Source organism: Betaproteobacteria bacterium (assembly GCA_016720855.1).
Taxonomy (GTDB): Bacteria; Pseudomonadota; Gammaproteobacteria; order Burkholderiales; family Usitatibacteraceae; genus FEB-7.
On the sequence record JADKJU010000003.1, the window covers coordinates 660,854 to 686,311 of the forward strand.

Consider the following 25,458-nt stretch of genomic DNA (forward strand, 5'->3'; position numbering starts at 1 on the left):
AGTGCGTGAAGCATCAAGCCGCGGTCGGCCTGCCGTGCCGCCGGCTTGCAAGGAGCGCCGCCCCGGCAGGGGAAACCGAGACGAGCGTTTCGCCGCCGTCACGATGCTCGTGGGTCAGCAGGCCGCGCGCGTTGGCTTCCTCCCAGACGGGCAGGCGGGGGCACGAAGTGCGCCACGCTTCGAGCACCTCGGCATACACGCGAGGCCGGGGCCCGACCCATTCAAGAAGATCCAGGATGAGCGCGTCAACGGGATCGGCCATCGGTTTCGTCCTTCCTGAAGTGCACGTAGGCGAGGCTCGCGATCGCAAGGGTCGTGTTGATCACGTTCAGGGCCACCCATGGGGATCGGCCTTGAGTTTCCATGCAGGCACCGAAGATCCATCCCATGTCCGTTTCGACGACGAAAGCCACGATGATCGCAGGCCGCCCCCAACTTGCGCGCCCCACATAGCCGATGGCGCCCACCGCGAGGACGATCGCCAATGCCAGAAGCGCAGCCCGGGAGCCTCGCCGCGGGGACCGTATTCCCGCCCGATGACCTCCGAGACAAGGTGAACGGCCTGCATGACGTAAACGGGGTCGTGCAGCGGCGTTTCGCCCGGATATTCGAGCCGCATCCGGTAGCGCGTATAGCTGTCGAGGTTCAGGTCGCCCGGCAAGGGCTCCTCGCCATACGCTTTCGCGCGCCGTCCTTCGATCTCGCGGAAGATGTCGGCGTCCGCGTAGCCGTTGGAACGGTACTCGAACCAGCCGTGAACGATGGCCGCGATGGTCGCCTCCGGGCGGGCACCCAGTTCGGCGGCGCTCATGCACGCGACCTCGGGCTCGGGAACGCGGTCCCGGGTACGCAGGCCGACGAGCTGGCGGACAAGGGACGAGGATTCCATTCCGGTCACTGTACCCGTCTTCGCCGGCCCTCATGCGCCGGCGCCGCCCGAAGGCGGCGCCGGAATGCTCACGCGAGAGGCGCGTGCACTATTTCATCGTGACCTTCACGCCGCTGGCCGAGCCCACGTTGAGCTGCAGGCCCTGGGTGCGCGCCGTCAGCTTCATGACCACGCCGTTCTCGTTCTTGAGGTGCAGCGCGCCGACGCCGCCGCCCAAGGTCGCGCTTGCGTCGAGCTTGGTGTAGGTGCCCGGAAACTTGGCCAGGTCCTTCAAGTCGTAAACCTCGCCAGCGGCGCTCATCTTGGACACGCCGATGTTCGCGCCGGCAGTCAGGCCGTCGATCTTGAACGCGTGCACCTTGCCCTTGTAGGTCAGCTTGCCCCCCCCTATCGAGCCGCCGACGATGACGGCGAACTGGGTTTCATCGATGGCGACAGTGCCGTCGGGCTTCTTGGTGTCTGCTGCAAACGCGAGACTCCCGGCCAGCAGCGTAACCGCCACGGCGAGGATACCGACTGCTTTCCGATGGTCTTTCATGATTTGCGCTCTCCTTGACAGATTCAATGATGGAAATGGGGTTCGGGTACAGGGCAATTTTATCCCAATCGGACTCAGCGGGTTCATGGGGCCCTTCTGGCCGCCGCGGACGCCCTGAGGAAGAACTCGTGGATGCCGCTCTCGCCCATCCTGCGGGCGTCGGCCAGTTCTCCGCCGCGAGTTGCATAGACGACTTCGTTCTGCGCCGAGAGCACGACGACGGCTGGAATGCCCTTTTTCAGCGGGATACCGTAGGCCTCGGCAATGTCGACGTTCCTGTCGAACCGGCCCACATCGACCTTGACGACCTTGAAGTCCCGCGCAATTCCGGGCGCGCTGGACCCGCTCTTCATGGCGATGTCGAGCGCCTTGCAGTCGCCGCACCAGTTTGCGCCGAACACCACGAGCACCGGCACCTTCGCCGACGTCGCCTGGAGTAGGGCCTGGCGGATCTCCTCTTTCGCATTGGCGCCTTCGTGGTAGGGCTGCCCCGCGGCGGCCGTGCGCTTGCCGTCCTGCTTCGCGGCCATGATGCCGCTCTCCAGGTCGCCCGCGAAGCAGCAAACGGCAAACAGCGCCCATGACGCACCGATGACGGATCCGAGTCTCATGTTTCGCGTCTCCACTCTGACCAATGCCACCGGCAGGCCCCGCAGGGATCGGGGTTGCGCATTTCCATCAAGCGCGCCGATGCCGCGAAGCCTACTGCATGAGGTGCCGGATCGACCCGCAGACGGAAAGAAGCTGCGGCCCGTCCATCCGTACGATGATGTTTCGGATGACGGTGCCCAGGACCTGCAGGGCGCCCGCCATGCCCACGCGCGCGGATTGTTGGACGATGAATCCCGCCTTCGACTGCTTGAGCGGCTTCATGAAGTAGTAGTCCATGCCGGCATTCGTCATCTCCACGACGACATCCGCGAGATCATCGCGGTGCTGCGCGGGATCCTTCGATTTCTCGAGAGAGGAAAGGACCGCCAGCGCCCTCGCGTGTAGGTCTTCGGAATAGAAGAACCGCATGGACGGTTTCGGGCCCGCCGCCGGCTTTCGCGCCGGCCGGGCGGGACGTTTCAATGCCACCTTGGGGGATCGTTTGGGCGGTGCAGTCATTCGAGCATGATAAACCGGGATCCCCGCGACAGGCGCGGCCCACGTCCGCCGTGCTGCGGATATCCGAGTCCGCCCGCACGAGAACTCCTGCAAGACGCTCCTCGAAAGCGTCAAGGCGCGTAGTGGCTTAGCCTCATCGTGTGCCTGGCGGTGCCGCCGGACAGGGCCGCGAGCCGCTCCCCCAGGCCCAGCAGGTCGCGCAGCGGCGCCTGGGCGCGGAAGATGAACTGGCGTCCGCGATCGCATGTCACCTTGATGCGGGCGTTGCGGTGGCGCAGCTCCTGCTGGACTGCAAGCGAGTGCTCGCGCTGCGCCATCACGCGAAGGGCCATCACCGGCTGCTGCAGCGGGTGGCCGGGCAGGCACCGCACCCGCGGCGGGCGGATGTCCACGACGTCGCCGTAGCGCTGCTGAAGCACCGCGACGGGGCGCGCGAGGTCGTCCTCGCTGGCGGCGAACATCGCGAGCCCACGATGCGTCGGCTCGAATCGCGCGTCCTTGGCCTCATCCAGTGTGACCAGGGCCTCGCGCGCGAAGTCGAGCTGCGAGGACTTGCCGCGGTGGCGCGCCATCCGCTCGATCGGAAGCTGGAAGTACATGGCTGCGCCCTCCTTCAAAGGTTGAAATCACCCGAGGCCTCGGGCTGGTAGTGGATCTCCAGCACGCGGATGACCCGCTGGCTGTCGTCGGGCAGTTCGACCTCGGCAACGTCACCGACTTTGCGCCCCAGGAGCGCCCGACCGACCGGCGAGAGGACGGAAATGCGATGCGCGGCAATCGACATCTCTGCGGGATAGACCAGCGACATGCGGGAGACAAGGCCGGTCTGCTCGTCCCGGAACGAGACGGTCGAGTTCATCGTGACCACGTCGGCCGAGACTCTCGGGCCCGGGACGATCTCGGCGTCCTCCTGGACCTTCTCGACGAGGTCGCGCAGGCTCTGCAGGCCGCGTCCGCCGTCCGGCAGCCGTTGGCCCAGTTCGCGGATGCGTGCGGCATCCAGATCGGTGACGACGAGGGGCGTGTATTGCATCATGATTTTCTCCTGGGCGGGCGCCCGCGCAGTGCGCAAGGCCCGCATACCGATGCCGTAAATGGGGAGCCGGCGCGACTTGCGCGCAACGCTCGGAATCGATTCTGAAGGGAGGCCCGGAAGCTGCCGGAAGGGGAACCCGCTGGTTTCGCGGGGCCTTCGGGCGCGGCTACCGGGCCGCGGAGACGAAGACCGTCGCGCGGCCCTGGCGGATGCCGGGCTGCGTTGCCATGGTGCGGTGGGCAAGACGAGTCTTCATGCCCGCATTTTACCTTCATTCGTCCACCGGGGTCAATGCGACGCGAGCGCCGCCGGTCGTGCTGCAGTGCTGAACGCCGCTCGCAAACCCCGTGTGAGCCCGTCCGGGAAATGGGCTCGCGAAAGCCGTTCGCCGGGACGGCTCCAGGCCGTTGCCCCTGATCGACTTGCCCGCCCGGCGCAAATCACGTCAAATAAATGCACGCGTTGCCGACCCGGCCCGCAGGAAGCACGGGGAGCGAGCCGGCGTGGATCGCGATTCGACGAAATTGCCGCCTTCAACGGGAGACCTCCTGCGTGGAAACCGGCATTGACCCCATATCCGTGTGCTCGTCCTTCGGGTTCGACGACGCGCGAATCCATGAAACCATCGTGGCGCTGGGCATCCGTGCCGAGCATGCCGAGCTCGCGGAGCGGATTCGCAGGGAGATCATCGGGGACGCGGCCGAGCGGATCGTGGATGCCTGCCTCGCAGCATTGGCGAGCCTTCCGGAGGCTGCCCGTGTCGAGGCCGATCCGAGTGCCCCGGCCTGCAGGCAAGCCCTGAGCGACCAGTTGCGACGCTTCGGCTCCAGATTCGACACGCCCGAGTATTTCGCGGAGTACCTTGCCCTGTCGACGACGCGCAGCCATGCCGGCTTTTCGCTGCGCATGCTGCTGTTGCAGCAACACGTTACGCAACAGGTGCTGCTCGAACGTCTGCACGATCGCGTCCCGCACGATTCCGATGCGGCCCGGGCGCTTGCGTCCTGCATTCTCAAGTTAACCGCATTGAACCTTCTCCTGATAATGGAGGGGTTCCATCGGCATCAGGCCCACGAATTGCAGGAGGCGCTGGACAGATCGCGCGCTGAAGCCGCCAGGCTTCATCAGAGCGTCGCGACGGACGCACTCACGGGGGCGATCACTTTCAGCCATGCGATGAAAGAGCTCGACAGCCAGATCAGGAAGGCAGCCGGGTCGGGAAGGCCCCTGTGCGTCATGATGGCGGACCTGGATTTCTTCAAGAAGGTCAACGACACCTATGGACACCTGGTGGGTGACATCGTGCTCAAGCACACCGCGGAGCGCATCAAGTCCGCCGTGCGGGACTTCGACGTCGTGGGGCGCTTCGGCGGGGAGGAGTTCGTCGTTTTCCTCGCGAATACCGACCTGGCGTTGGGCAAGGTCATTGCCGAGAGAATCCGCCATGGCATCGCGCAGACTCCATTCCGCGCGAAGAGGTTCACCATCGACGTGACCATCAGCATCGGGGTGGCCCTGCTGAAGCCGGGCGAAACCCGTGAAGCCCTCCTGGAACGCGCGGACGCAGCCATGTATCAAGCGAAAGGGGCCGGGCGCAACAAGGTGGTGGTCGCCGAGGATATCGAAGGGTCGGCAAGTGCCCAGGGGCGTCACGCCGACAGACTGGACGGCACAGCGCGAGGTGATGGCGGGGCTTGATGCATGATCGGGATGGTTGAAGCCCGCGAGCCCTCGATCACCCCGTCCATTCAGCTGGTGCTTCCTGGCGATATCCTCGATCCGGCGCTTCGTGATTGGACCAGGGCGCGCAGCGACATGGGGCCGCGCTGGCCTGCTCCTCGCATCCCGGGACCGCGCCGACGGCCCGGCCTGCGTGAATGACCCGCGGCCGCGGGCGAAATCACTCGCCGGCGTCGTTGCTCATTCCGGCAGCGTGTAACGTGCGATGATGAGCTCGCGGATCATTTGCCGTGTCTGCCAGGGCGCGAGATCGTCGCGACGCTCGATGCGTTCTGCTTCATCCGCAAGATAGTCGTCCTTGATCGCGTGACGGAACCAGCGCGAGTAGTCGCCGCGATCAAGGTGGTACATCCAGGTCGCCTCGTCGATGCCCTGTCCAATCTGGCAGAACATGTCGAGGTTCTGCGCCTTGAGATTGTGCCGGTCATCGGGGCCGCGAAAATAGAAGCTGTGCCACCGCAAATTGCCCTCCGCGTACTTGCGGTGATGACGAATGCGCTCGGCGCATCCAAGCTTCGCCTGCATGGCGAAAGGCGGCTGCGCGTTGCGCAGGAACCAGGCCACGGCCTGATTCTGCTGGTGCGACAGGTCTGCGGGCCACTGGAGGGCCTGGTCCGCCGCCTCGGCGAATTTCGCCAACGTCTGCTCGGGCGCATCTCCGATGGCCACCACGACATCGATCGACGCAAGGATGACCGGGCTCACGTGGCCCGGATGCACCGTGACCAGGATGGTCTCCCCCAGCCGCTGCGGCAGCGTCGACGCCGCGTGACCCCAGGCATTGGGCAGCATATGGTGCGCTTCGTCCAGCACCAGCCAATGCGGTCGCCCCGTCCGGGCGCGCATCGCCTGCAAGTGCGGGATGAGCTGCGCGAAGAACGCCGGACGATCAGTCAACGGGATGCCGAGCAGGTTTATGCTCACGTTGATTTCGGGATCCTCGATGATCGACAGCACTTCGCTCACGTCCGGGGCGCGCCACTGGTTGCCGAGCGCCACAACGCCGCGCAGCGTCCCGTAATCGCCTTCCGGATCGACGATGCAGACCTGGTAATTCTTCTCGATCAGCCGCTCGATGATGCCCGCGGCGAACGTGGATTTGCCGCTTCCCGAAGGCCCTGCGACCAGCATGCTGGAACCGTACGGGGATAGATCCACCGACGTGCCGTCCGGACGGTCGCCCAGGTGGATCAGATGCTGCGCGAGCCTGCCCTGCATGCGATGCAGGTCATCGGCGTTCAACTCGTCGATCAGCTCGCGTACTCCGGCGCCATTCTCCGCCTTCGTGACGAATGCCGTGGCCGCCTTGATCGCAGGCACCGCGTTGGCTACCGCAACGGCGCATTCGCAGGTAGCCAGGAAGGAATGATCGTTCTCGGCATCGCCGACGCCAACCACCTCGTGACGCGAGAGACTCATCTTGCGCAGTGCGCACGACAGGCCGGTCGCCTTGTTGATACCGGCCGGAAGAACCATGATGGAGCCGCGATTGGCGATTACCTGGGCCTCGAGGCCAAGCTCCCAGACGACGTCCTGTACGGCCTTGCGGTGAGCCGCCTGTGTCGCGACGACGACCTGGCCGATCTCCAGCGAATCGACTCCGCGTGCCCGCAGGCCCCGCACGAACTGCCTGGACGGGGGATTGGCGCGGCGTATTTCTTCGCGCGTTGCCGGGTCGTAGACGATTGCGCCGTTCTCGGCGACGATCAGATCGAACAGCCGCGCGCAGGAGCAGACGGCGAGCAGATCATCGAGCCGCCTTCCGGTGACCAGGATCGCGCGCCGCCCTGAAGCCCGCAAGCGCTCGAGCGCGAGCACGGTGGCCGCCGATACCTTGTCATCGGTGGCGAGCGTGCCATCGTAGTCCGTCACCAGCGCGAGGTAACGCATGGGATCAGGGCACGGGCAGGCGATCAGCGGCCCATGCGACTGTCGCGCACGACCCGAACCGGGCAGGGGGTCGAACGTGCCACTTCGAGCGCCACGCTGCGCTGACGCGATTCGGCCACGCCGATCGTCCGGTCCGGGGGCGGCAGGCTATGAACCAGATCGACCCCCACGTCCTGTTGCGTCACGTGTTGCGCGACGAATCGGGCTGCCGCAAGCGCGTAGCGGAAACCGTCTATTGCCATCAGGATTTTCATGGCTTCATGCTCCGTTGGCTTGCTGCAAGGCGCTGCGGTGGCAACGCGGGACACTTTCGGCGCGCCTTCAAAAGAGAAGGGCGGGTTATGGAGGTCCTTTTTGCAGATCGAGATGAGCCACTGCAATGCTCATTCCGGGTTGCGCCTCGACCGTCATGCCGCAACGCTGCGCAAGTACGATCATCGCCCGATTTTCCGAGCGGATCTGGCCGATCAGCTCCTGGACGCCGCTCGCCCTGCAGTAGGCGATCATCTTCTGCAGAAGCGCGCGTCCCAGGCCACGCTGTTTCATGTCGCTGCGAACCAGGATCGCGAATTCGGCGGTCGCGCTATCCGGATAGCGGAACGCGCGCACTTCCCCGACGATTTGACCGCCGTCCCGGCTCACGCAGTCCACCGCGACAAACGCCATGTCACGATCGTAGTCTATCTGGGTATAGCGTGCCAGATCCCTTGCGGGCAACTGGCGGATCAGCGTAAAGAATCTGAACAGAATGTCGGGGCTATCGGTTCGCGCAATGAATTCGGCATAAAGCCGCGCGTCCTCGGGTCTGATCGGACGCAGAAGGAAGCGATGGTCGCGAAGCTCGATGAATTCCTCGAGCTGCTTCGGATAAGGACGTATGGCAAGGCGGTCGCACCCGCTGGCGCTTCTGCCATGCTCCAGGCGTATCAGCACTTCAAGCGCCATCGCTCCCCTGTCATCGCAGAGCAGGGGATCGATACGGATTTCGACGATCTCCGGACGATCGACGAGGAGCTGCGACACCCGGGTCAAGACCGTGGCAATGGCGCCAACATCTGCTGCGGGGCGGTTCCGGGTCGCCGCGAGTACCCCGGACAAGCGAGTGGTTGCGATCATTTCACAGGCGAGCGAGGCATTCAGCGGCACCAGGCCGACCGCGGCGCTGTCCGCACGGCCAGCCGGCCGAAGGTGGATGACGGGGCCGAAGATCGCATCCTCGATCGCTTCAACGACGAGTTCATGCCCGGAATGGCGCAGAGGCATCGTGCCGGGCCTGCGTATCATCCTCTGTACGGCGAATCCGGCGAGGGATGCATCAGGACGCCATTGCTTCATGCGCCGCGAAATGTCCCCGGCTGCCCGGCGCACCTCATCTTCGCTTTCCAGGTTCAGCATGACACCGCCCACATCGGCACGGTGCTCGAGCTCGGGGGAAAGTACCTTCAACGCGACCGGGAAGCCGATTCGTGCGGCGATCTCCACGGCTGCCTCGACCGTCGAGGCAACATGCGTTGCGACGGTTGGAATGCCGTAGGCAGCGAGCAACATCTTGCCTTCCGGGTCGCCGAGCCAGACGCGCTTGGCTGCGGCCGCCTGATGCAGGAGGCTTTCCGCTTCCGCTCGATCGGGAGCGAAGTCGGACGGCAGCGACGATGGGGCTTCCTGCAATGCCTCCTGACTGCGTTTGTGGCGCACGCCATGCATGAATGCCTCGACCGCCGCCTCCGGGGTGGCATGGACCGCCACGCCCGCCCCTCGCAATGCGGCGCTGGAGCGGCGCGCGCCTTCGCCTCCCATCCAGCAGGCCAGCACATTGCGGCTCGACTTGCGGACGACCGCGGCGCACGCTTCGCCGATCTGTCGGCTCCGCGCCGCGCCACTGGGCCCGTTGATCAGCAATACGGCGTCTGACACCGGCTCGTTCAGCAGTATCCCGAGCACCTCGGCGTAGCGCTCCGGAGTCGCGTCCCCGCCAAGATCGATCGGATTGCCGGCGTGCGAAGACGGCGGCAGAAGCGGGCCCAGCCGTTCGGTCGTTTCGCCCGTGAGCATTGCCAGCTCGCCACCGCTGGTGATCAACGCATCGGTTGCGACGACGCCCGGCCCGCCCGCATTGGTCAGGATGGTCATTCTTTCGCCGTTGGGCTCGCGCCCCCGCGCGAGTGTCTCCGCCGCAGCGAACAACTCCGCGATCGTGCGCACCCGCAGCATTCCCGCCCTGCGTATCGCTGCGTCGAAGACCTGGTCGTTGCCGGGATGGCTACCGGTATGCCGCATCGCTGCCTGCGCGCCCGCGGCGGTGCGGCCGGCCTTGAGCACGACGACTGGCTTGTTGCGCGACGCCGAGCGGGCCGCCGACAGAAACTTGCGCGCGTTTCCCGTCGATTCAATGTAGAGCAGCACCGCGCGCGTGTCCGGATCGGTGCCCAGATAATCCAGCGTATCGGCCGCATCCACATCGACCGCGTCCCCGAGGCAGACGATGGACGAGAAGCCGATGCCGCGTGACGCCGCCCAGTCCAGCGCAGCAGCGGTCAGCGTGCCCGACTGTGAAACGAAGGCGACGTGTCCGCGCTTTGCGGGGGTGGGGAACAAACCCGCATTGAGACCCAGCTCGGGCACGACCAGACCCATGCTGTCGGGCCCCAGGATGCGCAGCAGGTGCGGCCGCGCGGCGGACAGGATTGCCTGCTGCGGCGAATCCCCTTCGGGCTCGCCCGGCGTGTGCAATGTGCTCGCGACAATCGCGATTGCGCGGGTGCCGCGCTCACCGAGCTCGTGCACGATCTGCGGCAAGGTCTCGCTCGGCGTGCAGATCAGTGCAAGGTCGGGCGCTTCCGGCAGCTGGGCCACATCCCGATAGGCGGGCACGCCGGCAATCTTCGCGCCCTTCCGGCTGACGGGAAATATCGATCCGCCGAACCCTCCCTTGAGCAGATTGCGCATGACCATGCCGCCCACGCTGTGCACACGATTGGAGGCACCGATTACCGCGAGGGAACGCGGTCGGAACAGAAACTGCAGGTTGCGCACGGTCATGTTGCGTCACCTCGCGGGCCGTCGGACCCATTCATTCACTTCACGGGAGCGGCGGCGATCTGCGGGATCCTCATGACATCGGCGGCCGGATACGCATCTTGCGGGGTGGATGTCGATTCATGTCACCGGGTGCCCATCGATCTTTTGCCAGGGCGCCGCGGCAAGCGCTCTACCGGGCAGGCTCAGGAGCACTGCGCCGCCTTGTCGCACAGCGTCCCCCGGAGCATGGTGTTGGGCGGACGTTTTCAATCGTGGATGTGCCGAAGTTACCGAAGCACCATCTCCACTCGCCGGTTCTTGGCTCTTCCCGGCTATGTCGCATTGCTCGCTATCGGTGCCAGGGGGCCCACGCCGTCAACGGAAAGCCGCTCGCCCTTGATGCCGTGGTCCTTGACCAGTGCGGCGCTCACCGCCGCTGCGCGATCGCGCGAGAGCTTTTGATTGCCGTCGAGCACGCCCTGCATGTCGGTGTGGCCGACGATGAAGACTTTCTGGTTGCCGCTATTCTTCAGCAACTTGGCCATCTCCGCCAGCGTCGGTGCGGATTCCGTCTTTATGGTCGCCTTGTCAGTGTCGAAATAGATGCCGTAGAACACCACCTTGCCACTATCCCCCATGTCCTTGGCAATCTGGTCAGCGGACACGACCACCGATTGCTCCATGGCTGCAACGCGAACAATGGTGTGCACAATGGCTCCACACGATTTGTCGCCGCTACCGCCACTGCACTCGACGTGGCCCCAGTATTCGCCATCAGGCCGGTTGATCTGGTAGTACACGTCTCTGGCATCCGAATTCAGCACGGCTCCCTTTGCTTGCCGGACCGCATTTTCGTCATTGCGCCTGATCTCGAGCTGGCTTGCCAGATACGACCCGCTGCCGTCCCTGTCCACGAGCGCCTTGATATACCAGTATTGACCCTCCTTCTGGAACGCTTCAGGCGCTGCGCCCGGCTTTGCGCCGTCTCTTGTCCTGAGCATTTTCACGGCATTGAATCGCGATTGCTCGCAATCAATGACCGAGGTGTTGGGAAAGGGCTCGAACACCGGGTTTGGCTTGCACCCCGGCTTGTCCTTTGACGCTGCGGGTAACAACACGGGCAATGCAAGACATGCGAGTACCAGAAACCGCGTCGTGATCATGCGCATGGGTACTCTCCTCCAGTGAATCATGAATGGCTTGCGGATACGGTGATGTCCTGAAGTTTCCGGAACTTCGGGATGGGAAGCATTTATCGGCTCGAACGCCTGGCGGCGCCTGGATCGATCAAACAAGAAGGTGATACCCCCCGCACTCGGAGAACGGGCGGCGATGAAGCTCATGGTCGCCGCGCTCATCCGGGCGAGTGAATTCCGGAAGAAGGTCGCAATCACGGAATTGGACCTTCGACAACTGGAGCCGTGACGCGAGCACCTGAACCACCGTCACGCCCGCCGCATCGCGTTCGTCGTGAAGAGCCCCGCGTCCCGCTCACGACATTCCGGCAATCACGGGACTTGGCCCGGACCTGCAGCGAAGTGCCCGACGCCTTTCCCGTTCACTTGCGCCAATAGTTGTTCGCAGCAGCAACAGTCTGGAAGTTGATGGCAATTACCTGGGATGCTGCCGTAAGCGCCGGCGCGTCATTGGCGTATTCGGGGCGAAGCTTGTGAAGAACTTCCGAATCCGGCTGCGTGTACTTGACGCCGCGACGGCTCAATGTGATTGCGAGCTCAAAGCCCTCTTGTGGTGTGTCCGTGATGAGCGTGGCAAGCCATTTGTCAGCCATGATCGAGTCCTCACTATTGATGGATAACGATGCCATTACTTCCGGTTATGGTCAATGGAAGCCTCTGACCCGTGGCGTCCGGACATTGGTCGAACAAGTTCAGTGGGTTCGTGGCCGCGATGGCGGCTTTCCGGAACTCGGCCAAACGCATGCGGATGTTCCCTATTGCCGGTCATCCCGTTTCGTCGGCGGCGCTGCCGTGTCGTGGGCGGCCAGCCAGTCGAAGACCTCCGCGTACCAGAGCTTCGAGTTGCGCGGCTTCAGCACCCAGTGGCTCTCGTCGGGGAACCAGACCAGGCGCGAGGGAACGCCGCGCGCCTGCAACGTGTTGTAGTAGGCGAGCCCGTTGTGGTCGGGCACGCGGTAGTCGTTGGTGCCGTGAATGACGAGCGTGGGCGTGGCCATGCGATGCGCAAAGGTGACGGGGCTCTGCGCACGCACTTTCGCCGGGTTCTCCCAGTAGCGGGCATGGAGGTCCATCGGGCGCTCGGCGTACGAGTCGGCGCTGAAGGTGGCCACCCGATCAAATACGCCGGCGTGGCAGACGTAGGCGCGGTAGCGCCCTGCGGGGACGTGACCGTTCATCCACGCGACGAGAAAACCGCCGTAGCTGCCGCCGGAGGCGAAGATGCGCCGCGTATCCACCCAGCGTTGCGCGAGCAGCCAGTTCGTCGCCGCCTCGATGTCCTCGGTCTCGAGTTTCCCCTGCCGGCCCATGATGCTGTCGCGGAAGGCGAAGCCGAACCCGCTCGAACCGTGGTAGTTGACGCTGGCGACCACGTGGCCGCGCGAGGCGAGCAGGTGCGGGTTCCAGCGGTAGCCGAAGGTGTCACCGGCCGCGGCATAAGGACCGCCGTGGATCACGTGCAGCACCGGATGCTTTCGTCGCGGGTCGAAGCGCGGTGGAAAGGTGAGGAACATCTGCACCGCCTGTCCCAATGCCCCCCTGAAGGTGACTTCGCGCGTCTCGCCCAGGGCCACGCGCGAGAGGATCGCGTCGTTGAATCGCTCGAGACGGCGCGGCGGGCGGTCGCCGCGGATCGCGTGCACCTGCGCCGGATGCGCGGCGCTGTCGATGGCAACGACGAGCGTCTCGTCGCCTGCGGGCCCGGCGAGGTCGAAGCCTTGCACCCAGCCGCCGGGCACGGCGATCGTGAAGGATTCCGTCGCGGCATCGAGTCGCCAGAGGTGTTTGCGCCCCCGCTGCTCCGCCGTGAAGAGCAGCGAGCCGCCGTCCGCCGCCCAGCGAAGCGGTGCCTCGACGTCACCGTCCCAGCGTTCACCCAGGATTCGCCACTCGCGGTCGCCCTCCCGCAGCGCGACGCGCCCCGGCATCGTGTGACGCCTGCCTGTGTTGGCGGTAATGCAGGCAAGCTTGCCGCCGGGGCCGTAGCGCGGCGCATCGTAGCTCCAGGCGGAGTTGTCGGTGATTGCGGCAACGCGCCCCGTGTCGAGGCGGATTTCGGCGAGCGCGAGCGGATTGCCGGCACACTTGCGCGGCGCCGGGTCGTGCACGAAGGCGATGCGACGGCCGTCAGGCGAGATGTCGAAATGCCGGGCACCCGGCTCCGCTCTCGGCAGCTCGTAACCGGTGCCTTCGAGGAGGTCGGTGACGCGCCCGCTCGCGAGATCGAGGACGAGCAGGTGCGGCACGCGCCCCATGGGAAGGTTCCGGTCGAAGTGGCGGTACTGCGCCTCGGCGGTGACATAGGCACTTTCCTTGCGCCCGGAGAATGCCGCGTGGCTCCTGGCCTGCGCCTTCGCGCCGCGCAGCTCCGGCCAGACCCACGAGACGAACGCGACGCGCCGGCCATCGGGCATCCACTTGAAGTCCTCGATGCCGGGGCCGAAGTCGCTCCTGCGCTCGGCCTCGCCGCCATCGGCGCGAATCACGAAGAGCTGGCGCTCCGCGTCCTTCTTTCCCTCCTGCTCGCGCTTGGCAAGAAAGGCGATGCGGTCACCCTTCGGCGACCACGCGGGCTGGCCGTCCTTGTCGCCGCAGCGCGTGAGATGGCGCGGGGCCCGGCTCGCGGTGGGCAGGAGCCACAGTCCCGTAGTGCCCCTGTTCTGCATCATCGAGCATGAAGTGACCGCGCATACCGCGGCGGATCCGTCCGGAGCCATCGAAAGGCTGCCCACGCGCTCCATCTTCCAGAGGGCTTCGATGTCGATGGGTTTCGTCTTGTTCATGGGGTCCGAACGGGGCTGGGGAAGCACGCATTGTATTTCCCCCGCGTGGCCTCGGGACGCGGCGGGATTACGACGATTCAGCCTGGCGTATCCCTCAAGCTGCGTAACGCTCGACCGGTGAGGCTCGACCCGGCTTGCCGGCGCGAGGTCTCCCGAAGGAAGGGTTGGGCATCGCTTGCCGTGAGTGGCACGCCATGCTCATCAAGTCATCGGAGCGCTTCAACGTGCCTGGCAAAGTTGTTCAGGATGGCTTGCCACCCCTGACGCTGCTGTTCCACAGGGTTTTCGGATTCAGCATCGAACGTGACACGTATTGTCACGCCGTCCGTGCCAGGCAAGAACTCGACCAGTGCAGCACGGTCCCCGAACGAATACTCGATCAACTCGTTGGGCACGATCCTGGTATATGTTCCGGCGAAATCAAAGCCGAAGCTGCCGTCTTTGGCCTCCATGCGCGACGAAAATGCGCCTCCCACGCGCAAATCGACGGTGGCATTGGTTGTGTGCCAGTCATCGGACGCGGCATTCCACTGCTTGATGTCGTCTGGCGTCGTGTAGGCGCTCCAGACCCTGGCGACGGGGGCTTTGACGATGGCTTCAACGGCAATCTTCACAAGTTGCTCCTCGAACATGTTGTCAGTCGTCACGGTCATTGAGCTATCCATAGGCCACAGCACCTATGATTACAGCCGCATCAAGCGCAACCCATCCAACGCAGGGCAGGTAGATGTTCCTGTCTCCCTTCTGCAGCCCGTACCAGAACCAGAGAATGGCGGAGAGCAGGTATGCGCTCCACGACACCACCGAAACGCCGGCAGCCTGGTGACCGACCCATATCGTCAGAACCTGGGGGACAGTCATGAGCATCGTGAAAACGGACATACCACCGAGGAGGCGACTGAAGACCGTCCCCGAAGGGAGGGTGACGCCTTCCGGAGTCTTGGGATCTGGTGCCATCGTAACCTCCCGGTTTCGCGTAACGCCTGGCGTCGCAAGTGGCTGCACTACTGCGCTACTTCGAGGGCGGCGGATAGCGCAGCTTCCAGGTCCAGGTCTTGGTGAACGGGTTGTACTCCATGTAGCCCTGGAGCGGGGCGGGCTGCGCCTTGGCATTGTCCGGCGTGGCGGTGGGCTTCGCGGGTGCCTTGTCGCCGGCGACCACCTTGTTCATCTGCACCGATCCCAGAAGACTCTGTATGGCCGGCGCGAATTCCTCGCTGTTGGTGACCGCGACGATGCCGGTTGTCCTGCCGTGGCCGGAAATGGTCGTCAGCATGGCCGCCGAGACGCCACCGCTGTACGCGAAGGACGCCACGCCGGTCTTGACGCGCCAGCCACCCCCGAGCTCGGACTCGGTCACCCGGGGATCCGTTGTCACGGCGTATGTCGACAGGATCGAGGCCTTCCAATCATTGTCGAAGTCGGCGGTGATGCTGCCCTTGCTGGCGACCCCCAGCAGAACGAAGATCTGGCAGTAGGTGCCCTTCGCCCTGTTGATGGTGCTGTAGCTCGTATAGGTCCTCGCCTTGACCTCCTTGTTCCACGTATCGGGTGGTGATGCATAGCTGAGGAGGTCATTCGAGACCCGTTCCGCAAACGCCGTTGCGGTCGAGAGGCAGAGCGCGGCACAGAGCAGGATCCGGTTCACGATGTCTCCAGGGATTGGCGCGATTGGGGGAGAAATGTAATGGCGCGTTCAACGACCTTCAGGCGGCTCCCAAAGCTCGATCTTGTTTCCGTCAGGATCGAGCACCCAGCCGAATTTGCCGTACTCCGAAGTTTCCGGCTCGCCAACAAGGTTGCAGCCTTCGCTGCGCAGTGCAGCCAGAAGAGCGTCCAGGTCGTCCACACGGAAATTGATCATGAAAGACGCGGTACTAGGTTCCATCTTGCTCGTATCATCGGCAAAAGGAGTCCAGATGGTCATCCCCGGAGGGCTATCAGGACCGCCCCACTCGAAAACGGCTCCGCCCCACTCGGTGACCTCCAATCCAAGGTGGTCGCGGTACCACGCATTCAAAGCGTTCGGGTCTTTGGACTTGAAGAAGACTCCACCGATTCCCGTAACACGCTTCATGGTGCTCTCCGAATGGGCAGCTATTTGTTCTGCGCTCTAACGCTTGCCATGAGATGCGGCCTGAAGGCTGCAAGGCAGGCTTCAGGACGTCGCCTCGATGGCAAGATCAGGCGTCACGTTCGTTGCTTCAGGGCCTGCAGCTTCAGGACAGTTGTCCATGTTCTCGTGTGCATATCCCAGGTCCGCGAGCAGAGCGCGAAAGTCCGCCATCGGGAAACGCTTGGTGTTGCCGACGTTGACACCTCGGAGCAGGGCTATGAACTGCGGCATCCGCCAAACCTTGCGGCGACGTATTTTGAATTCCGCAATGGTATTCATTGGAGCATCGCGCCTGATGTTTGCCATGAGAGGCGGAACCCCGCTTGCCGGGGCACGTCCTCTCGATGGAGGGGTCAGGCTCCATCGACGAACAACTGCTTGCGTGCGATGGCATCCATGTTCGCTTGCTTGAATGCGCGCGCGTACGCGCTATTGGTGAAGGAGAACCCGATGGCGGTAACTGTGCCGGAGACGAATTCGCGCTTGAGGGTAGGGATTCGAACCGGCTGGAAGTAGCTGGATTGCCCGCGTGACGGCCTGGCTCGCAACATGACCGTGAGCGTTGTGAACACTGCCAGACTTGCGGCGCCAGGGGCAAGATATTTGGCAACGAGTGGCGGCGCGATCCCGATTTCACCGAGCAAGACTAACGCCGCGAAATAGACGGCGAATAGGAGTGCCAGAAGGAGCAGCCTATGAACAACGTTCTTTGGCCGCCGCTTCGCAGATGCGGTGCACCGTGGGCAAAAGGGAAGTGGCAACTGAAACGTAGTCTCCGTGCCTCCGGCAATCAGGTAGGAGCTGCGACGCGTGTCTTGCGGGATGACCCGCAGCCTCTCGTTGGCGCCGCAGTTGCAGCACAAATTGCTTGGGAAGCCGAATTCAACGCCTTCGCGAAATGTCAGGGTACCGAGTGGTATGTGCATGGAGGCATCATTCTTTCTGGAATCCAACGTTCGAGGTGAGGCGGGTCCAGCAGGAAGACCCCAGCCCCGACCGGAAGGATGATAAGCCTCACCTGAAGGCCGGGCCTGGCGGCTTGCCGTTGGGCCTCCCCGGGCGGGTGATGCGGCACTGTATGAGTCCTAGACAAGATGGCTTGTTGAGTTGAGGCGGCCCGTCTCCCGGGATACCGTGAATTGCACGCCGAAGGCGTGCAGAGCCACATCAATGCGCCACGAGGGCCGTTGAAACTCAGCCAGGAGACGAGCCATGAACGAATCCAGCATTCTGTACGTGGGACTGGACGTGCACAAGGACAGCATCGACATTGCGACGGCGCATGGCGCTCGTGATGGTGAGGTCCGGCACCTGGGCAGCATTGGCGGGGACTTGCCAGCATTGTCGAAAGCGCTGCGCAAGTGGATCAGCACCGGTCACCGGTTGCAAGTGGTCTACGAGGCTGGCCCCTGCGGGTTCGTGGTGTGGCGACATCTGCACACGCTCGGCATTGCCTGTGACGTGGTGGCGCCGTCGTCCATCCCGAAGCGATCGGGTGAGCGCGTGAAGACCGACCGTCGTGACGCGATGATGCTGGCCCGGCTTGCGCGTGCGGGGTGAGCCTGACGGCAATACGGGTTCCCGACGAGGCGGACGAGGCGGTGCGCGATCTGGTGCGTGCTCGTGAGGACGCCGGCGTGAGCGTCGTAATGGGCGCCATCGCCTGAAGGCGCGCTGCTGCGCAATGGCATCCCCTACGCGGGCAAGAGTTCGTGGACGGGTGCCCATCTGCGCTGGTTGGCGACACTGAAGATCGCCTACCCGGTGCAGCAAGTCGCCTTTCAGGAGCACCTGTACTCGATCACCGAATCCAGCCAGCGCCTCGGGCGTCTGGAGCAAGCCATCCGCGAGGTGTTGCCCACGTGGGGCCTGGCGCCGCTGGTGGAGGCGCTGCAAGCCTTGCGCGGTGTGCAACTGCTGGCGGGGATGACGCTGGTAAGCGAGCCGCAAAACTTCGAGCGCTTCGACGCTCCGCGTCGCCTGATGGCCTATGTCGGACTGGTTCCCGGGAGCATTCCTCGGGCCAGAAACGCCGCCAGGGCTCGATCACCAAGGCCGGCAACAGCGCGGCACGGCGCATGTTGGTCGAGGTTGCCTGGCACTACCGACACCCCGCACGGGTGACGCCGATCATCGCCACGCGCCAGGCCGATCTGCCCAAAGCGGTGACCGACATCGCGTGGAAGGCGCAGCTGCGATTGCATGCCAAGTTCACGCGACTGCTGGCGCGCCGCGTGCCGAAGAACAAGTGCGCGGTGGCCGTAGCCCGCGAGTTGACGGCTTCGTGTGGGCCATCGCCAAAGAGGTCAACGCAACAGGTTGGCAGGGCTTGCCCCGCAACGTCCCCACCGCCGCGACCGCAAGCCATTGAACCCATGCATGCACCCATTCGATCAATGCAAGGTCTTGAGGGAGAACTCGAACCAAGACAACCATCCGATGCCGGACCGGGAACGCGACGCAGCCACGGCCACAGGGGAATCCACGAAAACGTTATTGGTGCCCGCGCAAGCGGCGATCTCAGTCCCTAGACCGCAGGAAGCCCCGCGACGAACACTTGATCTGTCGGTAACCAACCCACGCATATCAGCATGAACAACCGTCGCATCCACACCCGGCTCCGCCGCGTTCCCCGTCCGGCAACAGATCCGCAAACCTCATCCGAATACCCCGGAGGATTCAATGCACCCTCTTGACAGAGTAAAGCCATATCAGCGTTTGAGCTACGCGGCCCGCAGCGGCGTGTCAAGTTGAGCGAGGTGCTAGCCGTCACTGCGCTTGTTTTCGAGGCAACGCTTCCAGCATGCTCATCCGGTTGCCTTCCGGGTCGTTGAAGGACACATACCTTCCAATTCCCGGGATCATCATGGGTTCGCCCAGGACGCCGCCGCCGGCCTCCGATACCCGCAAGATGGCTTCTTCAATGTTTTGCACCGCTATAACGACGCTCGGATGCTGTGCTGGCCACCCAGGATTTCGCGGGTAGAAGCCACCGTTTATCGCCCCTGGCTCCTTCGGCCTGTTTCCTTCCGTTTTAGTCGTTTCAGCCAGAACGTAGCCCCCCATTTCCGCGCCCAGGGCTTGTGTATTCCAACCAAATGCAGATTGATAGAAGCGAGCCATTCGTTCCGCTGCGGATTCCGGTGAAGTCGGGCCGGCGTTCCGGCGGAAGCCGGGCCATCGTTCCGGTCGATGCCGGGCCGTGGCGTGATGCGGGTAGCGCACTGTCGCTGAGTTGATGGGAGACGTCAATGTGCCTTGGTGCGTGTTGGTGGTTTCGGGTTGGTGGTCTTCTGCTTTCGCATCGAGTCGCCCTTGAGGGCGAGGCGATAGCTGTTGTGAACGAGCCGGTCGAGGATTGCGTCGGCAAGGGTGGGGTCGGCCAGGTGCGTGTGCCACTGTTCGACGGGCAGTTGGCTGGTGACGATGGTGGAGCGGCGGTCATAGCGGTCGTCGAAGATTTCCAGGAGGTCGCGCTTGGTCTGCTCGGCGAGCGGGGTGAGGCCGAAGTCGTCGAGGACCAGGAGGTCGACCTTGGCCAGGAGCTTGAGGAAGGCGGAGCGGTTTTGCAGCGCGTGATAGCGGGCGAGTTCATCGACGAGCCGCGGCAGGCGGAAGAAGCGCACCGAGAAGTCCGCACGGCAGGCCGAGTGGGCGAGCGCGCAGCCCAGGAAGCTCTTTCCGACGCCGGTGGGCCCGGTGATGAGCACGTTCAAGTGTTCGGCGATCCAGGCCAGGTCGCGCACCCGGACCATGGCGCCGGGGTCGAGGCCGCGAAGGGCGCTCGTGTCCATGTCCTCGATGACGGCGCCCTGCGGCAAGCGAGCCCAGCGCAGGCGCTGTGCCAGGCGAGCCGAACCGCGCTCGGTGATCTCGTGCTGGATCATGAGCCCGAGGCGCTCCTCGAAGGTAAGTTGCGAACGATCCGGGGTGCACAGTTGCTGCTCAAGGGCGGCGGCCATGCCGCGCAGGCGCAGTTGCTGGAGTTGCTCGACGAGCGGTTGGGTCAGCATCGATGTCCTCTGGGGTGGGTGACGGGCCTACTGGAAGTACTTCTCGCCGCGCACGCTGTCGTGCTCCAGGGGAGCGCGGCCTGGGCGGGCGGGGCGGGCGCGGGCGTGTTGATGAGCGTTCGAAGCGAGCGGTAGCTGAAGCTGCGGATCGCAACCGCCCGCGTGGCGGCCCCCTCGAGCGCCTCGGGGCTGAAGTCGCGCGCAAGGCGAAGGATCCCCAGGCTCGAGCGCAGGCACTCCTCGGGATGGCGCCTGCGGTGCAGTTGCTCGGTGAGCACCTCGGCGGTGGCCGGTCCGATGGCCAGGCGCGCTGCATCAAGCGCTCGTGGGTGAGGTCGATGACGGCGCTGTGCCGCTCGGGACGATGATCGGCGAGGGTCACGAACTGCCCGCGCGAGGGCGCACGCAGGTGCGTGGCGACCAGGTGCTGGCGATGGAAGATCTCAATCACACGCGCGCTCAGGCGTACCTCGACCGTGCGTCCGACCAGCTTGAAGGCACGGAGTAGTAGGCGCGCTCGACCTCAACGTGATAGTCCAGGTGCACCTTGGCCTTCTTCCAGGTGGCGAATTCGTAAGGCCTGTGCGGAAGCGGGCGCAGCGCCGCACGCTCGATGTCGGCAAACAGGCTCGCGCGGCACCCTTCGCGCTTCTTGAAGGGGCGAGCGTTGAGATCGGCCACGAGGAGCGCGATCGCGGCATTGAGTTCGCCAAGCGAGAAGAACGTCCGGTTACGAAGACGGGCAAGGATCCAGCGCTCGACCACCAGCACGCCCGCCTCGACCTTGGCCTTGTCGCGGGGCTTTCGCACCCGCGCCGGCAGAATCGCCACCGCGTAGTGCTCGGCGAAGTCCTGGTAGGCGGGATTCAAGTCCGGCTCGTAGCGGTGCGCCTTGTGGACGGCGCTCTTCAGGTTGTCGGGCACGAGGGCACGAGGAACGCCGCCGAGGAATTCCAGAGTGCGCACCTGGGAGCCCAGCCAATCGGGCAACGCCTGCGTCCAGGTCGCTTCCGCATAGGTGTAGCTGCTCGCGCCCAGGACGGCCACGAAGATCTGGGCCGCGCGCAGGCTCCCCGCTCGTGCGATCCACGACCGGCATCGTCTGCCCGGCGTAATCGAGGAAGAGCTTGTCGCCGGGAACGTGGTTCTGGCGCAGGACCAGATCCTGGTTGGCGAGCCAGCGCCGGTACTGGTCGCAGAAGACGCTGTACTGCCAGCCATCGGGGAGCCTCGCCTTGTACTCCTGCCAGAGCAATTGCCGCGTCACCCCGGGGCGCTTGAGCCTCGGCATGCAGAAACGCGAAGTCCGGCTGCGGGGTGCGAGACAGCGGCACCTCGCGCTGGTAGAGCCGCGCCTGAAGGCCCGCCTCGTCAAGCCCGGCCGGCAGCGGCCAGCCCACGCCCGCCGCGTGCGCGCGGCGCAGGCACTCCTGCACCGTCGAACGGGCGCTCCCGACGGCCGCGGCAATCTCGCGGTCGCTCAGACGGACTTCAAACTTGAGACGCAGAACCTCTCGGATCTTCCGCATGGGTAACCTCGGTTGCGCCACCGCCGGACTCCTTCCAGATGGGAAAGGAGCCCACGGTAGCCCTGGTTACCCGCATCACCCCCGGCCGGCATGGACCGGAACGCTGGCCCGGCATGCTCCGGAATGGTGGCCCGGCATGCTCCGGAACGCTGGCCCGGCATGGACCGGAATCCGCATTCCGCGTCGTCGTAGGGCATCTCAAAGTGAACGACTGGGTCCATGGAAAGATCTCCTTGAGGTTGGTTGATGGGGGTGGCTTCTGCGTGAGGACTAACGACCTGGTTGAGCGGCCGCACACCGACCGCATTGCCGCGCGAAACGCGGCACACGCTGACTCACGGACAGTTCCAACGCACTGTTAGGCGTCATTCCCCGCACTCAACGGTAGCCGTTTGCTCATGGATGTACCTGCACTAAAACCCGCCGCCTCATAGAACGGCGTCATGGAGGGTGCGCAAGACAAGTAGACGGCGAATACGTTGAGCCGCTCAACCATTCGATTCAGGAGTTCTGTTCCAATTCCCTTGCCCCGATATTCTTGGCGTACTTCAAGTGCGGAAATGTAGGCGCATGCAACGCCGTCACTCAACGCGGCGATGTAACCACAGAGAATCGAGGCTTCGAGGTCCCTGGCCACGATTACGTCGCTACTGTGAGTCAATATTTCGAATAGTGTCCCGTCAGGCGGCTCGAAATCCCAATGCGCTAGGAGGCCCGTCAACTCTGATCGGTCGATATCTTTGACGGAGCTGGAATACGCGATTATCAATTGACGCCTAACGATCGAGCTAAGCGGGCAACGACGGCAAGCCATCAGGCCCGCGCGGTGCAGAATAAGCCACGGAGGCTCGCGGGCTTGGTGGCTTGCCGTTGGCGCTCCGCTTGAGCGAGGGGTTAGGCCGCACTTTTTTATGCGCGTCAATTCATGTTGAGCGGCCAAAGTCCATGCAGCACTGCCGGTATCCAAAGATTCCCTGAGCGATAGTAGACGATGCCAAAGAGTAGGCCAATGGCAAACACCGCAGCGATGGTCCACCAATTGAGCACGCCTGACCCGAAAAGAAGATTGGTATGCAGCGGACCAAGGGTAAATGCGACGTTTGATACGAGAAGGCCGCCGAGTGCACCGAAGCGACGCGTCAGTTCCGTCTGCAACCACCCGCGGTAAAGAAACTCCTGTAGCACCCCCCACACCAATCCGGTAAAGACGGAGAACACCAGGAAGCCAATGTATCCGTGCAGGTTCAATAGGCTCAAGAGGTGGTCTTTAAACACCAGCGCAAATCCGATGAGGGCAAGAGGTGCCACCTGAGTCAGGTACAGTCGCTCGCCCTCGCTCCAGCTCGTGCGTGAACGCAGACCCACGGCCGCAAATGGTGCACGTACAAACGCCGCGTGCACCACCAGGAAGACAACAAGCAACGCGAGCACCAGAGATGTCTTGGCAATTGGAGTGTCAAGCAATCCCGCCTCTCGACCGGCAACTTTCAGTGCTGAGAAAGCGCCTATCGCGACCGCGAGGAAGGAAAGCAAGATCCGTCGTCCGACCGCGTTGCTGTAGTCCGGCGCCAAGGGTGACTCGAACATCAGCATATGCGCCCGCGCCGATCGAACGAGAAATGAGTGTTGGTGGTTTTCTCGGGCCATAAACTTCTCTCCGTGCGGCCTATCGCCCGCGCTCACCGGCGGGCCGAGCAAGGCGAGGCCTGTCCGAGTGCAGCGCGTTGTTAGGCGACATGACCCATCTCCGAGTCAGCGCGCGCGCCGGTAGTGCATGGCGACCGCGCCGCTGCGGAGCGGCTTCGCCGAGATCAACTCGAGCCGTCGCGTGCTGGGCAGCCCGCTCTCGTACAGGGTCGGGCCGTGGCCGGCGATCCTGGGGTGGACGAGCAACTTGTACTCGTCGATCAGATCCAGCCGGTCCAGCTCGGTCGCGAGCTTGCCACTACCGAGGAGTACGCCGTCCGGGCTCGCGTCCTTGAGCTTCTGTACGCCTGTGCGCAGGTCGTCGGCGATGTGGTGGCTGTTGGTCCACCGGAAGTCCTTTCGCGTCGACGACACCACGTACTTCGGCTTGGCCTCCAGCTTGACCGCCCACTCGCGCATCGCCGGCGGTGCCTCCGCGTCGCCGCGGGCGACCGCTGGCCAGTAGCTCTCCATCATCTCGTAGGTGACGCGGCCCCACAGCATCGCCCCGCCCTCGTCCATGAGGCGGGTGAAGAAGGCGTGTGTCTCGTCGTCGGCGATTCCTTCCTGGTGGTCGACGCAGCCGTCCAGGGTGACGTTGATACTGAAGGTCAAGAGTCCCATGGTGTCCTCCGTTCGAGATACGCGACGAGCCGATCGCCGTCTGGCTCCAAGGGCAAGAGCCCATTTCGCGAGGTACTCACCCTGTGTCGCCTAACGCCCAAACTCAGCCGCAGCGCCATTTTTGCGTTAGCACATTTGGTGACGTCGGCTGGAGTGCCTTGTTGGGCGGCATTCATGGAAAGCACGGGTATCTGACTGGACGGGCACGACTACGCCTCGTTGTAGGCTCTCTCGAGCTCAGCCACGTCGAGCTTCACCATCGTCATCATGGCTTCCATCACGGCCTTCACCTTCCTGGGGTCCCTATCATGGATCAGCTCGGTGAATCGTCTCGGAACAATTTGCCAGGAGAGACCGAAGGGGTCTTTGATCCAACCGCATTGCGTGGGCTTCGCTCCTGCCTTCACGAGCTTGTCCCAGTATTCATCCACTTCATCCTGATCCGCGCAGTCCACGTAGAGCGAGACCCCCTCAGAGAAGCTGAAGTACGGACCTCCGTTGTAGCCCATGAAGAGTTGACCACCAACGACGAACTCGGCGGAGCTGATGGGACCGTCCTTGCCCGTGCGGGCTAGGTTGCGTACTTCGGAGTGCGGAAACGTCGCGGTGTAGAACTCGATCGCCGCTTCGAGGTGGTCGTTGAACATGAGGAAGGGTGTCACTTTGTTCATGGGAGTGTCTCCTCTGTGAGGGCGATGCTCTTCTCGGCCCAACGCTCTAGTTGAGCGGCCGGGCACGATGCCTCGGCTGCGGAAAGACGCGGCTCACGCTGACCCACCGCCCGCTCGAACGCGTTGTTAGGCTGCTGGTCATTGCGCTAGGGCCGCCCGTATTGCCGCTTCGTTCGGAATCGCGTTGACACTCCACCTGATCACGGTCACTCCGGCGTCAGCCAATGCCTTGTCTTTCCTCGCGTCAGCCTCGACACGCGACGACCTATCGTGGGAACTGTCGTCAAGCTCAATCGCGGCGACGACCGTCGAGTCCTTAAGGCACACAAGAAAGTCGAGGCTCATGCGGTTGATTCGATTATTCCACTCATGGAACGGGGCCTCCTTCTTCACGCCGAGCACCCGAGAAAGCTGACCCTGGGCAAGGATGATGCAATCAGGGATAGCGGCGACCAACCGGTGATAGAGCACCTGTTCAGGATCACTTAGCGGCTTCTTGAGATAGAACGGCCACTGACCGTCTCCGCCCTTGGACAACCCGCGGACGCGCGCAAGAACAAATGCCGCAGTTACAACCACTAGCACGACGATAGGAATGACCCAAGGCGACACAGCTAGC

Annotated in this window: 27 protein-coding genes and 2 pseudogenes; 2 read left to right on the plus strand and 27 right to left on the minus strand. The window is 63.9% G+C overall.

The annotated features are described in order from the left end of the window. Positions 1–13 precede the first annotated feature (13 nt). From IPP91_16820 to rnk, 7 genes are all read right to left on the minus strand, one after another. Entirely contained in the window at positions 14–262 is a 249-nt protein-coding gene (locus tag IPP91_16820) for a hypothetical protein (GenBank protein MBL0143718.1), read from the minus strand. Between the two features lie 66 nt (positions 263–328). Further along, on the minus strand, positions 329–889 hold the full coding sequence (locus IPP91_16825) for a hypothetical protein (GenBank protein ID MBL0143719.1): 561 nt from the start codon (positions 887–889) through the stop codon (positions 329–331). An 88-nt stretch (positions 890–977) separates the two neighbouring features. Further along, positions 978–1,427 carry a DUF1134 domain-containing protein gene (locus tag IPP91_16830; protein MBL0143720.1) on the minus strand — a complete coding sequence of 150 codons (450 nt, stop codon included), beginning with the start codon at positions 1,425–1,427 and terminating at the stop codon, positions 978–980. An 83-nt stretch (positions 1,428–1,510) separates the two neighbouring features. Beyond that, complete coding sequence (locus IPP91_16835) at positions 1,511–1,957, minus strand: thioredoxin family protein (protein MBL0143721.1); 447 nt, start codon at positions 1,955–1,957, stop codon at positions 1,511–1,513. Positions 1,958–2,129: 172 nt separating this feature from the next. Further along, positions 2,130–2,447 carry a hypothetical protein gene (locus IPP91_16840; protein MBL0143722.1) on the minus strand — a complete coding sequence of 106 codons (318 nt, stop codon included), beginning with the start codon at positions 2,445–2,447 and terminating at the stop codon, positions 2,130–2,132. A 200-nt stretch (positions 2,448–2,647) separates the two neighbouring features. Then, a complete protein-coding gene (locus tag IPP91_16845) occupies positions 2,648–3,136 on the minus strand; it encodes a hypothetical protein (protein MBL0143723.1) in 489 nt (162 codons plus the stop codon). Between the two features lie 14 nt (positions 3,137–3,150). Next, positions 3,151–3,573 (minus strand): nucleoside diphosphate kinase regulator, encoded by a 423-nt coding sequence (rnk, locus tag IPP91_16850; GenBank protein ID MBL0143724.1) that lies wholly within the window; start codon positions 3,571–3,573, stop codon positions 3,151–3,153. 453 nt (positions 3,574–4,026) lie between these two features. Between rnk and IPP91_16855 the strand changes: the two genes are divergently transcribed. Then, on the plus strand, positions 4,027–5,271 hold the full coding sequence (locus tag IPP91_16855) for a GGDEF domain-containing protein (protein MBL0143725.1): 1,245 nt from the start codon (positions 4,027–4,029) through the stop codon (positions 5,269–5,271). 222 nt (positions 5,272–5,493) lie between these two features. On the opposite strand, the gene IPP91_16860 is transcribed toward IPP91_16855, so the two are convergent. From IPP91_16860 to IPP91_16915, 12 genes are all read right to left on the minus strand, one after another. After that, entirely contained in the window at positions 5,494–7,203 is a 1,710-nt protein-coding gene (locus tag IPP91_16860; protein MBL0143726.1) for an HAD-IIB family hydrolase, read from the minus strand. Between the two features lie 23 nt (positions 7,204–7,226). Further along, positions 7,227–7,457: a hypothetical protein gene (locus IPP91_16865; GenBank protein MBL0143727.1), complete on the minus strand. Its 231-nt coding sequence runs from the start codon at positions 7,455–7,457 to the stop codon at positions 7,227–7,229. An 85-nt stretch (positions 7,458–7,542) separates the two neighbouring features. After that, entirely contained in the window at positions 7,543–10,242 is a 2,700-nt protein-coding gene (locus IPP91_16870) for a bifunctional acetate--CoA ligase family protein/GNAT family N-acetyltransferase (GenBank protein ID MBL0143728.1), read from the minus strand. Positions 10,243–10,553: 311 nt separating this feature from the next. After that, positions 10,554–11,390 (minus strand): OmpA family protein, encoded by an 837-nt coding sequence (locus IPP91_16875; GenBank protein ID MBL0143729.1) that lies wholly within the window; start codon positions 11,388–11,390, stop codon positions 10,554–10,556. A 389-nt stretch (positions 11,391–11,779) separates the two neighbouring features. After that, positions 11,780–12,010, minus strand: coding sequence for a hexameric tyrosine-coordinated heme protein (locus tag IPP91_16880; GenBank protein MBL0143730.1), 231 nt, complete (start codon positions 12,008–12,010; stop codon positions 11,780–11,782). 162 nt (positions 12,011–12,172) lie between these two features. Beyond that, positions 12,173–14,200: a S9 family peptidase gene (locus IPP91_16885; GenBank protein MBL0143731.1), complete on the minus strand. Its 2,028-nt coding sequence runs from the start codon at positions 14,198–14,200 to the stop codon at positions 12,173–12,175. Positions 14,201–14,406: 206 nt separating this feature from the next. Beyond that, on the minus strand, positions 14,407–14,814 hold the full coding sequence (locus IPP91_16890) for an SRPBCC family protein (protein MBL0143732.1): 408 nt from the start codon (positions 14,812–14,814) through the stop codon (positions 14,407–14,409). Positions 14,815–14,857: 43 nt separating this feature from the next. Then, positions 14,858–15,157: a hypothetical protein gene (locus IPP91_16895; GenBank protein MBL0143733.1), complete on the minus strand. Its 300-nt coding sequence runs from the start codon at positions 15,155–15,157 to the stop codon at positions 14,858–14,860. A 55-nt stretch (positions 15,158–15,212) separates the two neighbouring features. Continuing rightward, positions 15,213–15,848 (minus strand): hypothetical protein, encoded by a 636-nt coding sequence (locus IPP91_16900; protein MBL0143734.1) that lies wholly within the window; start codon positions 15,846–15,848, stop codon positions 15,213–15,215. 48 nt (positions 15,849–15,896) lie between these two features. After that, positions 15,897–16,277 carry a VOC family protein gene (locus IPP91_16905; protein ID MBL0143735.1) on the minus strand — a complete coding sequence of 127 codons (381 nt, stop codon included), beginning with the start codon at positions 16,275–16,277 and terminating at the stop codon, positions 15,897–15,899. 81 nt (positions 16,278–16,358) lie between these two features. Next, complete coding sequence (locus IPP91_16910; protein ID MBL0143736.1) at positions 16,359–16,547, minus strand: DUF1697 domain-containing protein; 189 nt, start codon at positions 16,545–16,547, stop codon at positions 16,359–16,361. 122 nt (positions 16,548–16,669) lie between these two features. Beyond that, positions 16,670–17,269 carry a hypothetical protein gene (locus IPP91_16915; GenBank protein ID MBL0143737.1) on the minus strand — a complete coding sequence of 200 codons (600 nt, stop codon included), beginning with the start codon at positions 17,267–17,269 and terminating at the stop codon, positions 16,670–16,672. Positions 17,270–17,528: 259 nt separating this feature from the next. Between IPP91_16915 and IPP91_16920 the strand changes: the two are divergent. Next, positions 17,529–18,687: pseudogene (locus tag IPP91_16920) on the plus strand (IS110 family transposase). A gap of 398 nt (positions 18,688–19,085) precedes the next feature. Here the strand turns inward: IPP91_16920 and IPP91_16925 are convergent. From IPP91_16925 to IPP91_16960, 8 genes and pseudogenes are all read right to left on the minus strand, one after another. Further along, on the minus strand, positions 19,086–19,439 hold the full coding sequence (locus IPP91_16925) for a VOC family protein (GenBank protein ID MBL0143738.1): 354 nt from the start codon (positions 19,437–19,439) through the stop codon (positions 19,086–19,088). 125 nt (positions 19,440–19,564) lie between these two features. Further along, a complete protein-coding gene (locus tag IPP91_16930) occupies positions 19,565–20,329 on the minus strand; it encodes an ATP-binding protein (GenBank protein ID MBL0143739.1) in 765 nt (254 codons plus the stop codon). A 27-nt stretch (positions 20,330–20,356) separates the two neighbouring features. Further along, positions 20,357–21,879, minus strand: a pseudogene (locus tag IPP91_16935) (IS21 family transposase). 337 nt (positions 21,880–22,216) lie between these two features. Then, positions 22,217–22,495, minus strand: coding sequence for a GNAT family N-acetyltransferase (locus tag IPP91_16940; GenBank protein ID MBL0143740.1), 279 nt, complete (start codon positions 22,493–22,495; stop codon positions 22,217–22,219). 281 nt (positions 22,496–22,776) lie between these two features. Then, positions 22,777–23,505: a CPBP family intramembrane metalloprotease gene (locus tag IPP91_16945; protein MBL0143741.1), complete on the minus strand. Its 729-nt coding sequence runs from the start codon at positions 23,503–23,505 to the stop codon at positions 22,777–22,779. 105 nt (positions 23,506–23,610) lie between these two features. Then, the gene (locus IPP91_16950; GenBank protein ID MBL0143742.1) at positions 23,611–24,168 is read right to left on the minus strand and encodes a dihydrofolate reductase family protein; all 558 of its coding nucleotides are present in this window, start codon (positions 24,166–24,168) and stop codon (positions 23,611–23,613) included. Between the two features lie 209 nt (positions 24,169–24,377). Continuing rightward, on the minus strand, positions 24,378–24,839 hold the full coding sequence (locus IPP91_16955) for a VOC family protein (protein MBL0143743.1): 462 nt from the start codon (positions 24,837–24,839) through the stop codon (positions 24,378–24,380). Positions 24,840–24,977: 138 nt separating this feature from the next. Beyond that, the gene (locus tag IPP91_16960) at positions 24,978–25,451 is read right to left on the minus strand and encodes a DUF2726 domain-containing protein (GenBank protein ID MBL0143744.1); all 474 of its coding nucleotides are present in this window, start codon (positions 25,449–25,451) and stop codon (positions 24,978–24,980) included. Positions 25,452–25,458: the final 7 nt, after the last annotated feature.

Coding starts and splice junctions, on each gene's coding strand:
- IPP91_16955 (MBL0143743.1), bottom strand. CDS start 24,839: ATGAACAAAGTGACACCCTTCCTCATGTTCAACGACCACCTCGAAGCG.
- IPP91_16880 (MBL0143730.1), bottom strand. CDS start 12,010: ATGGCTGACAAATGGCTTGCCACGCTCATCACGGACACACCACAAGAG.
- IPP91_16860 (MBL0143726.1), bottom strand. CDS start 7,203: ATGCGTTACCTCGCGCTGGTGACGGACTACGATGGCACGCTCGCCACC.
- IPP91_16825 (MBL0143719.1), bottom strand. CDS start 889: ATGGAATCCTCGTCCCTTGTCCGCCAGCTCGTCGGCCTGCGTACCCGG.
- IPP91_16895 (MBL0143733.1), bottom strand. CDS start 15,157: ATGGCACCAGATCCCAAGACTCCGGAAGGCGTCACCCTCCCTTCGGGG.
- IPP91_16875 (MBL0143729.1), bottom strand. CDS start 11,390: ATGCGCATGATCACGACGCGGTTTCTGGTACTCGCATGTCTTGCATTG.
- IPP91_16820 (MBL0143718.1), bottom strand. CDS start 262: ATGGCCGATCCCGTTGACGCGCTCATCCTGGATCTTCTTGAATGGGTC.
- IPP91_16870 (MBL0143728.1), bottom strand. CDS start 10,242: ATGACCGTGCGCAACCTGCAGTTTCTGTTCCGACCGCGTTCCCTCGCG.
- IPP91_16835 (MBL0143721.1), bottom strand. CDS start 1,957: ATGGCCGCGAAGCAGGACGGCAAGCGCACGGCCGCCGCGGGGCAGCCC.
- IPP91_16945 (MBL0143741.1), bottom strand. CDS start 23,505: ATGGCCCGAGAAAACCACCAACACTCATTTCTCGTTCGATCGGCGCGG.
- IPP91_16950 (MBL0143742.1), bottom strand. CDS start 24,168: ATGGGACTCTTGACCTTCAGTATCAACGTCACCCTGGACGGCTGCGTC.
- IPP91_16925 (MBL0143738.1), bottom strand. CDS start 19,439: ATGGCTCGCTTCTATCAATCTGCATTTGGTTGGAATACACAAGCCCTG.
- IPP91_16845 (MBL0143723.1), bottom strand. CDS start 3,136: ATGTACTTCCAGCTTCCGATCGAGCGGATGGCGCGCCACCGCGGCAAG.
- IPP91_16885 (MBL0143731.1), bottom strand. CDS start 14,200: ATGAACAAGACGAAACCCATCGACATCGAAGCCCTCTGGAAGATGGAG.
- IPP91_16830 (MBL0143720.1), bottom strand. CDS start 1,427: ATGAAAGACCATCGGAAAGCAGTCGGTATCCTCGCCGTGGCGGTTACG.
- IPP91_16840 (MBL0143722.1), bottom strand. CDS start 2,447: ATGCGGTTCTTCTATTCCGAAGACCTACACGCGAGGGCGCTGGCGGTC.
- rnk (MBL0143724.1), bottom strand. CDS start 3,573: ATGATGCAATACACGCCCCTCGTCGTCACCGATCTGGATGCCGCACGC.
- IPP91_16865 (MBL0143727.1), bottom strand. CDS start 7,457: ATGAAAATCCTGATGGCAATAGACGGTTTCCGCTACGCGCTTGCGGCA.
- IPP91_16855 (MBL0143725.1), top strand. CDS start 4,027: ATGCACGCGTTGCCGACCCGGCCCGCAGGAAGCACGGGGAGCGAGCCG.
- IPP91_16905 (MBL0143735.1), bottom strand. CDS start 16,277: ATGAAGCGTGTTACGGGAATCGGTGGAGTCTTCTTCAAGTCCAAAGAC.
- IPP91_16930 (MBL0143739.1), bottom strand. CDS start 20,329: ATGCTGACCCAACCGCTCGTCGAGCAACTCCAGCAACTGCGCCTGCGC.
- IPP91_16910 (MBL0143736.1), bottom strand. CDS start 16,547: ATGCCGCAGTTCATAGCCCTGCTCCGAGGTGTCAACGTCGGCAACACC.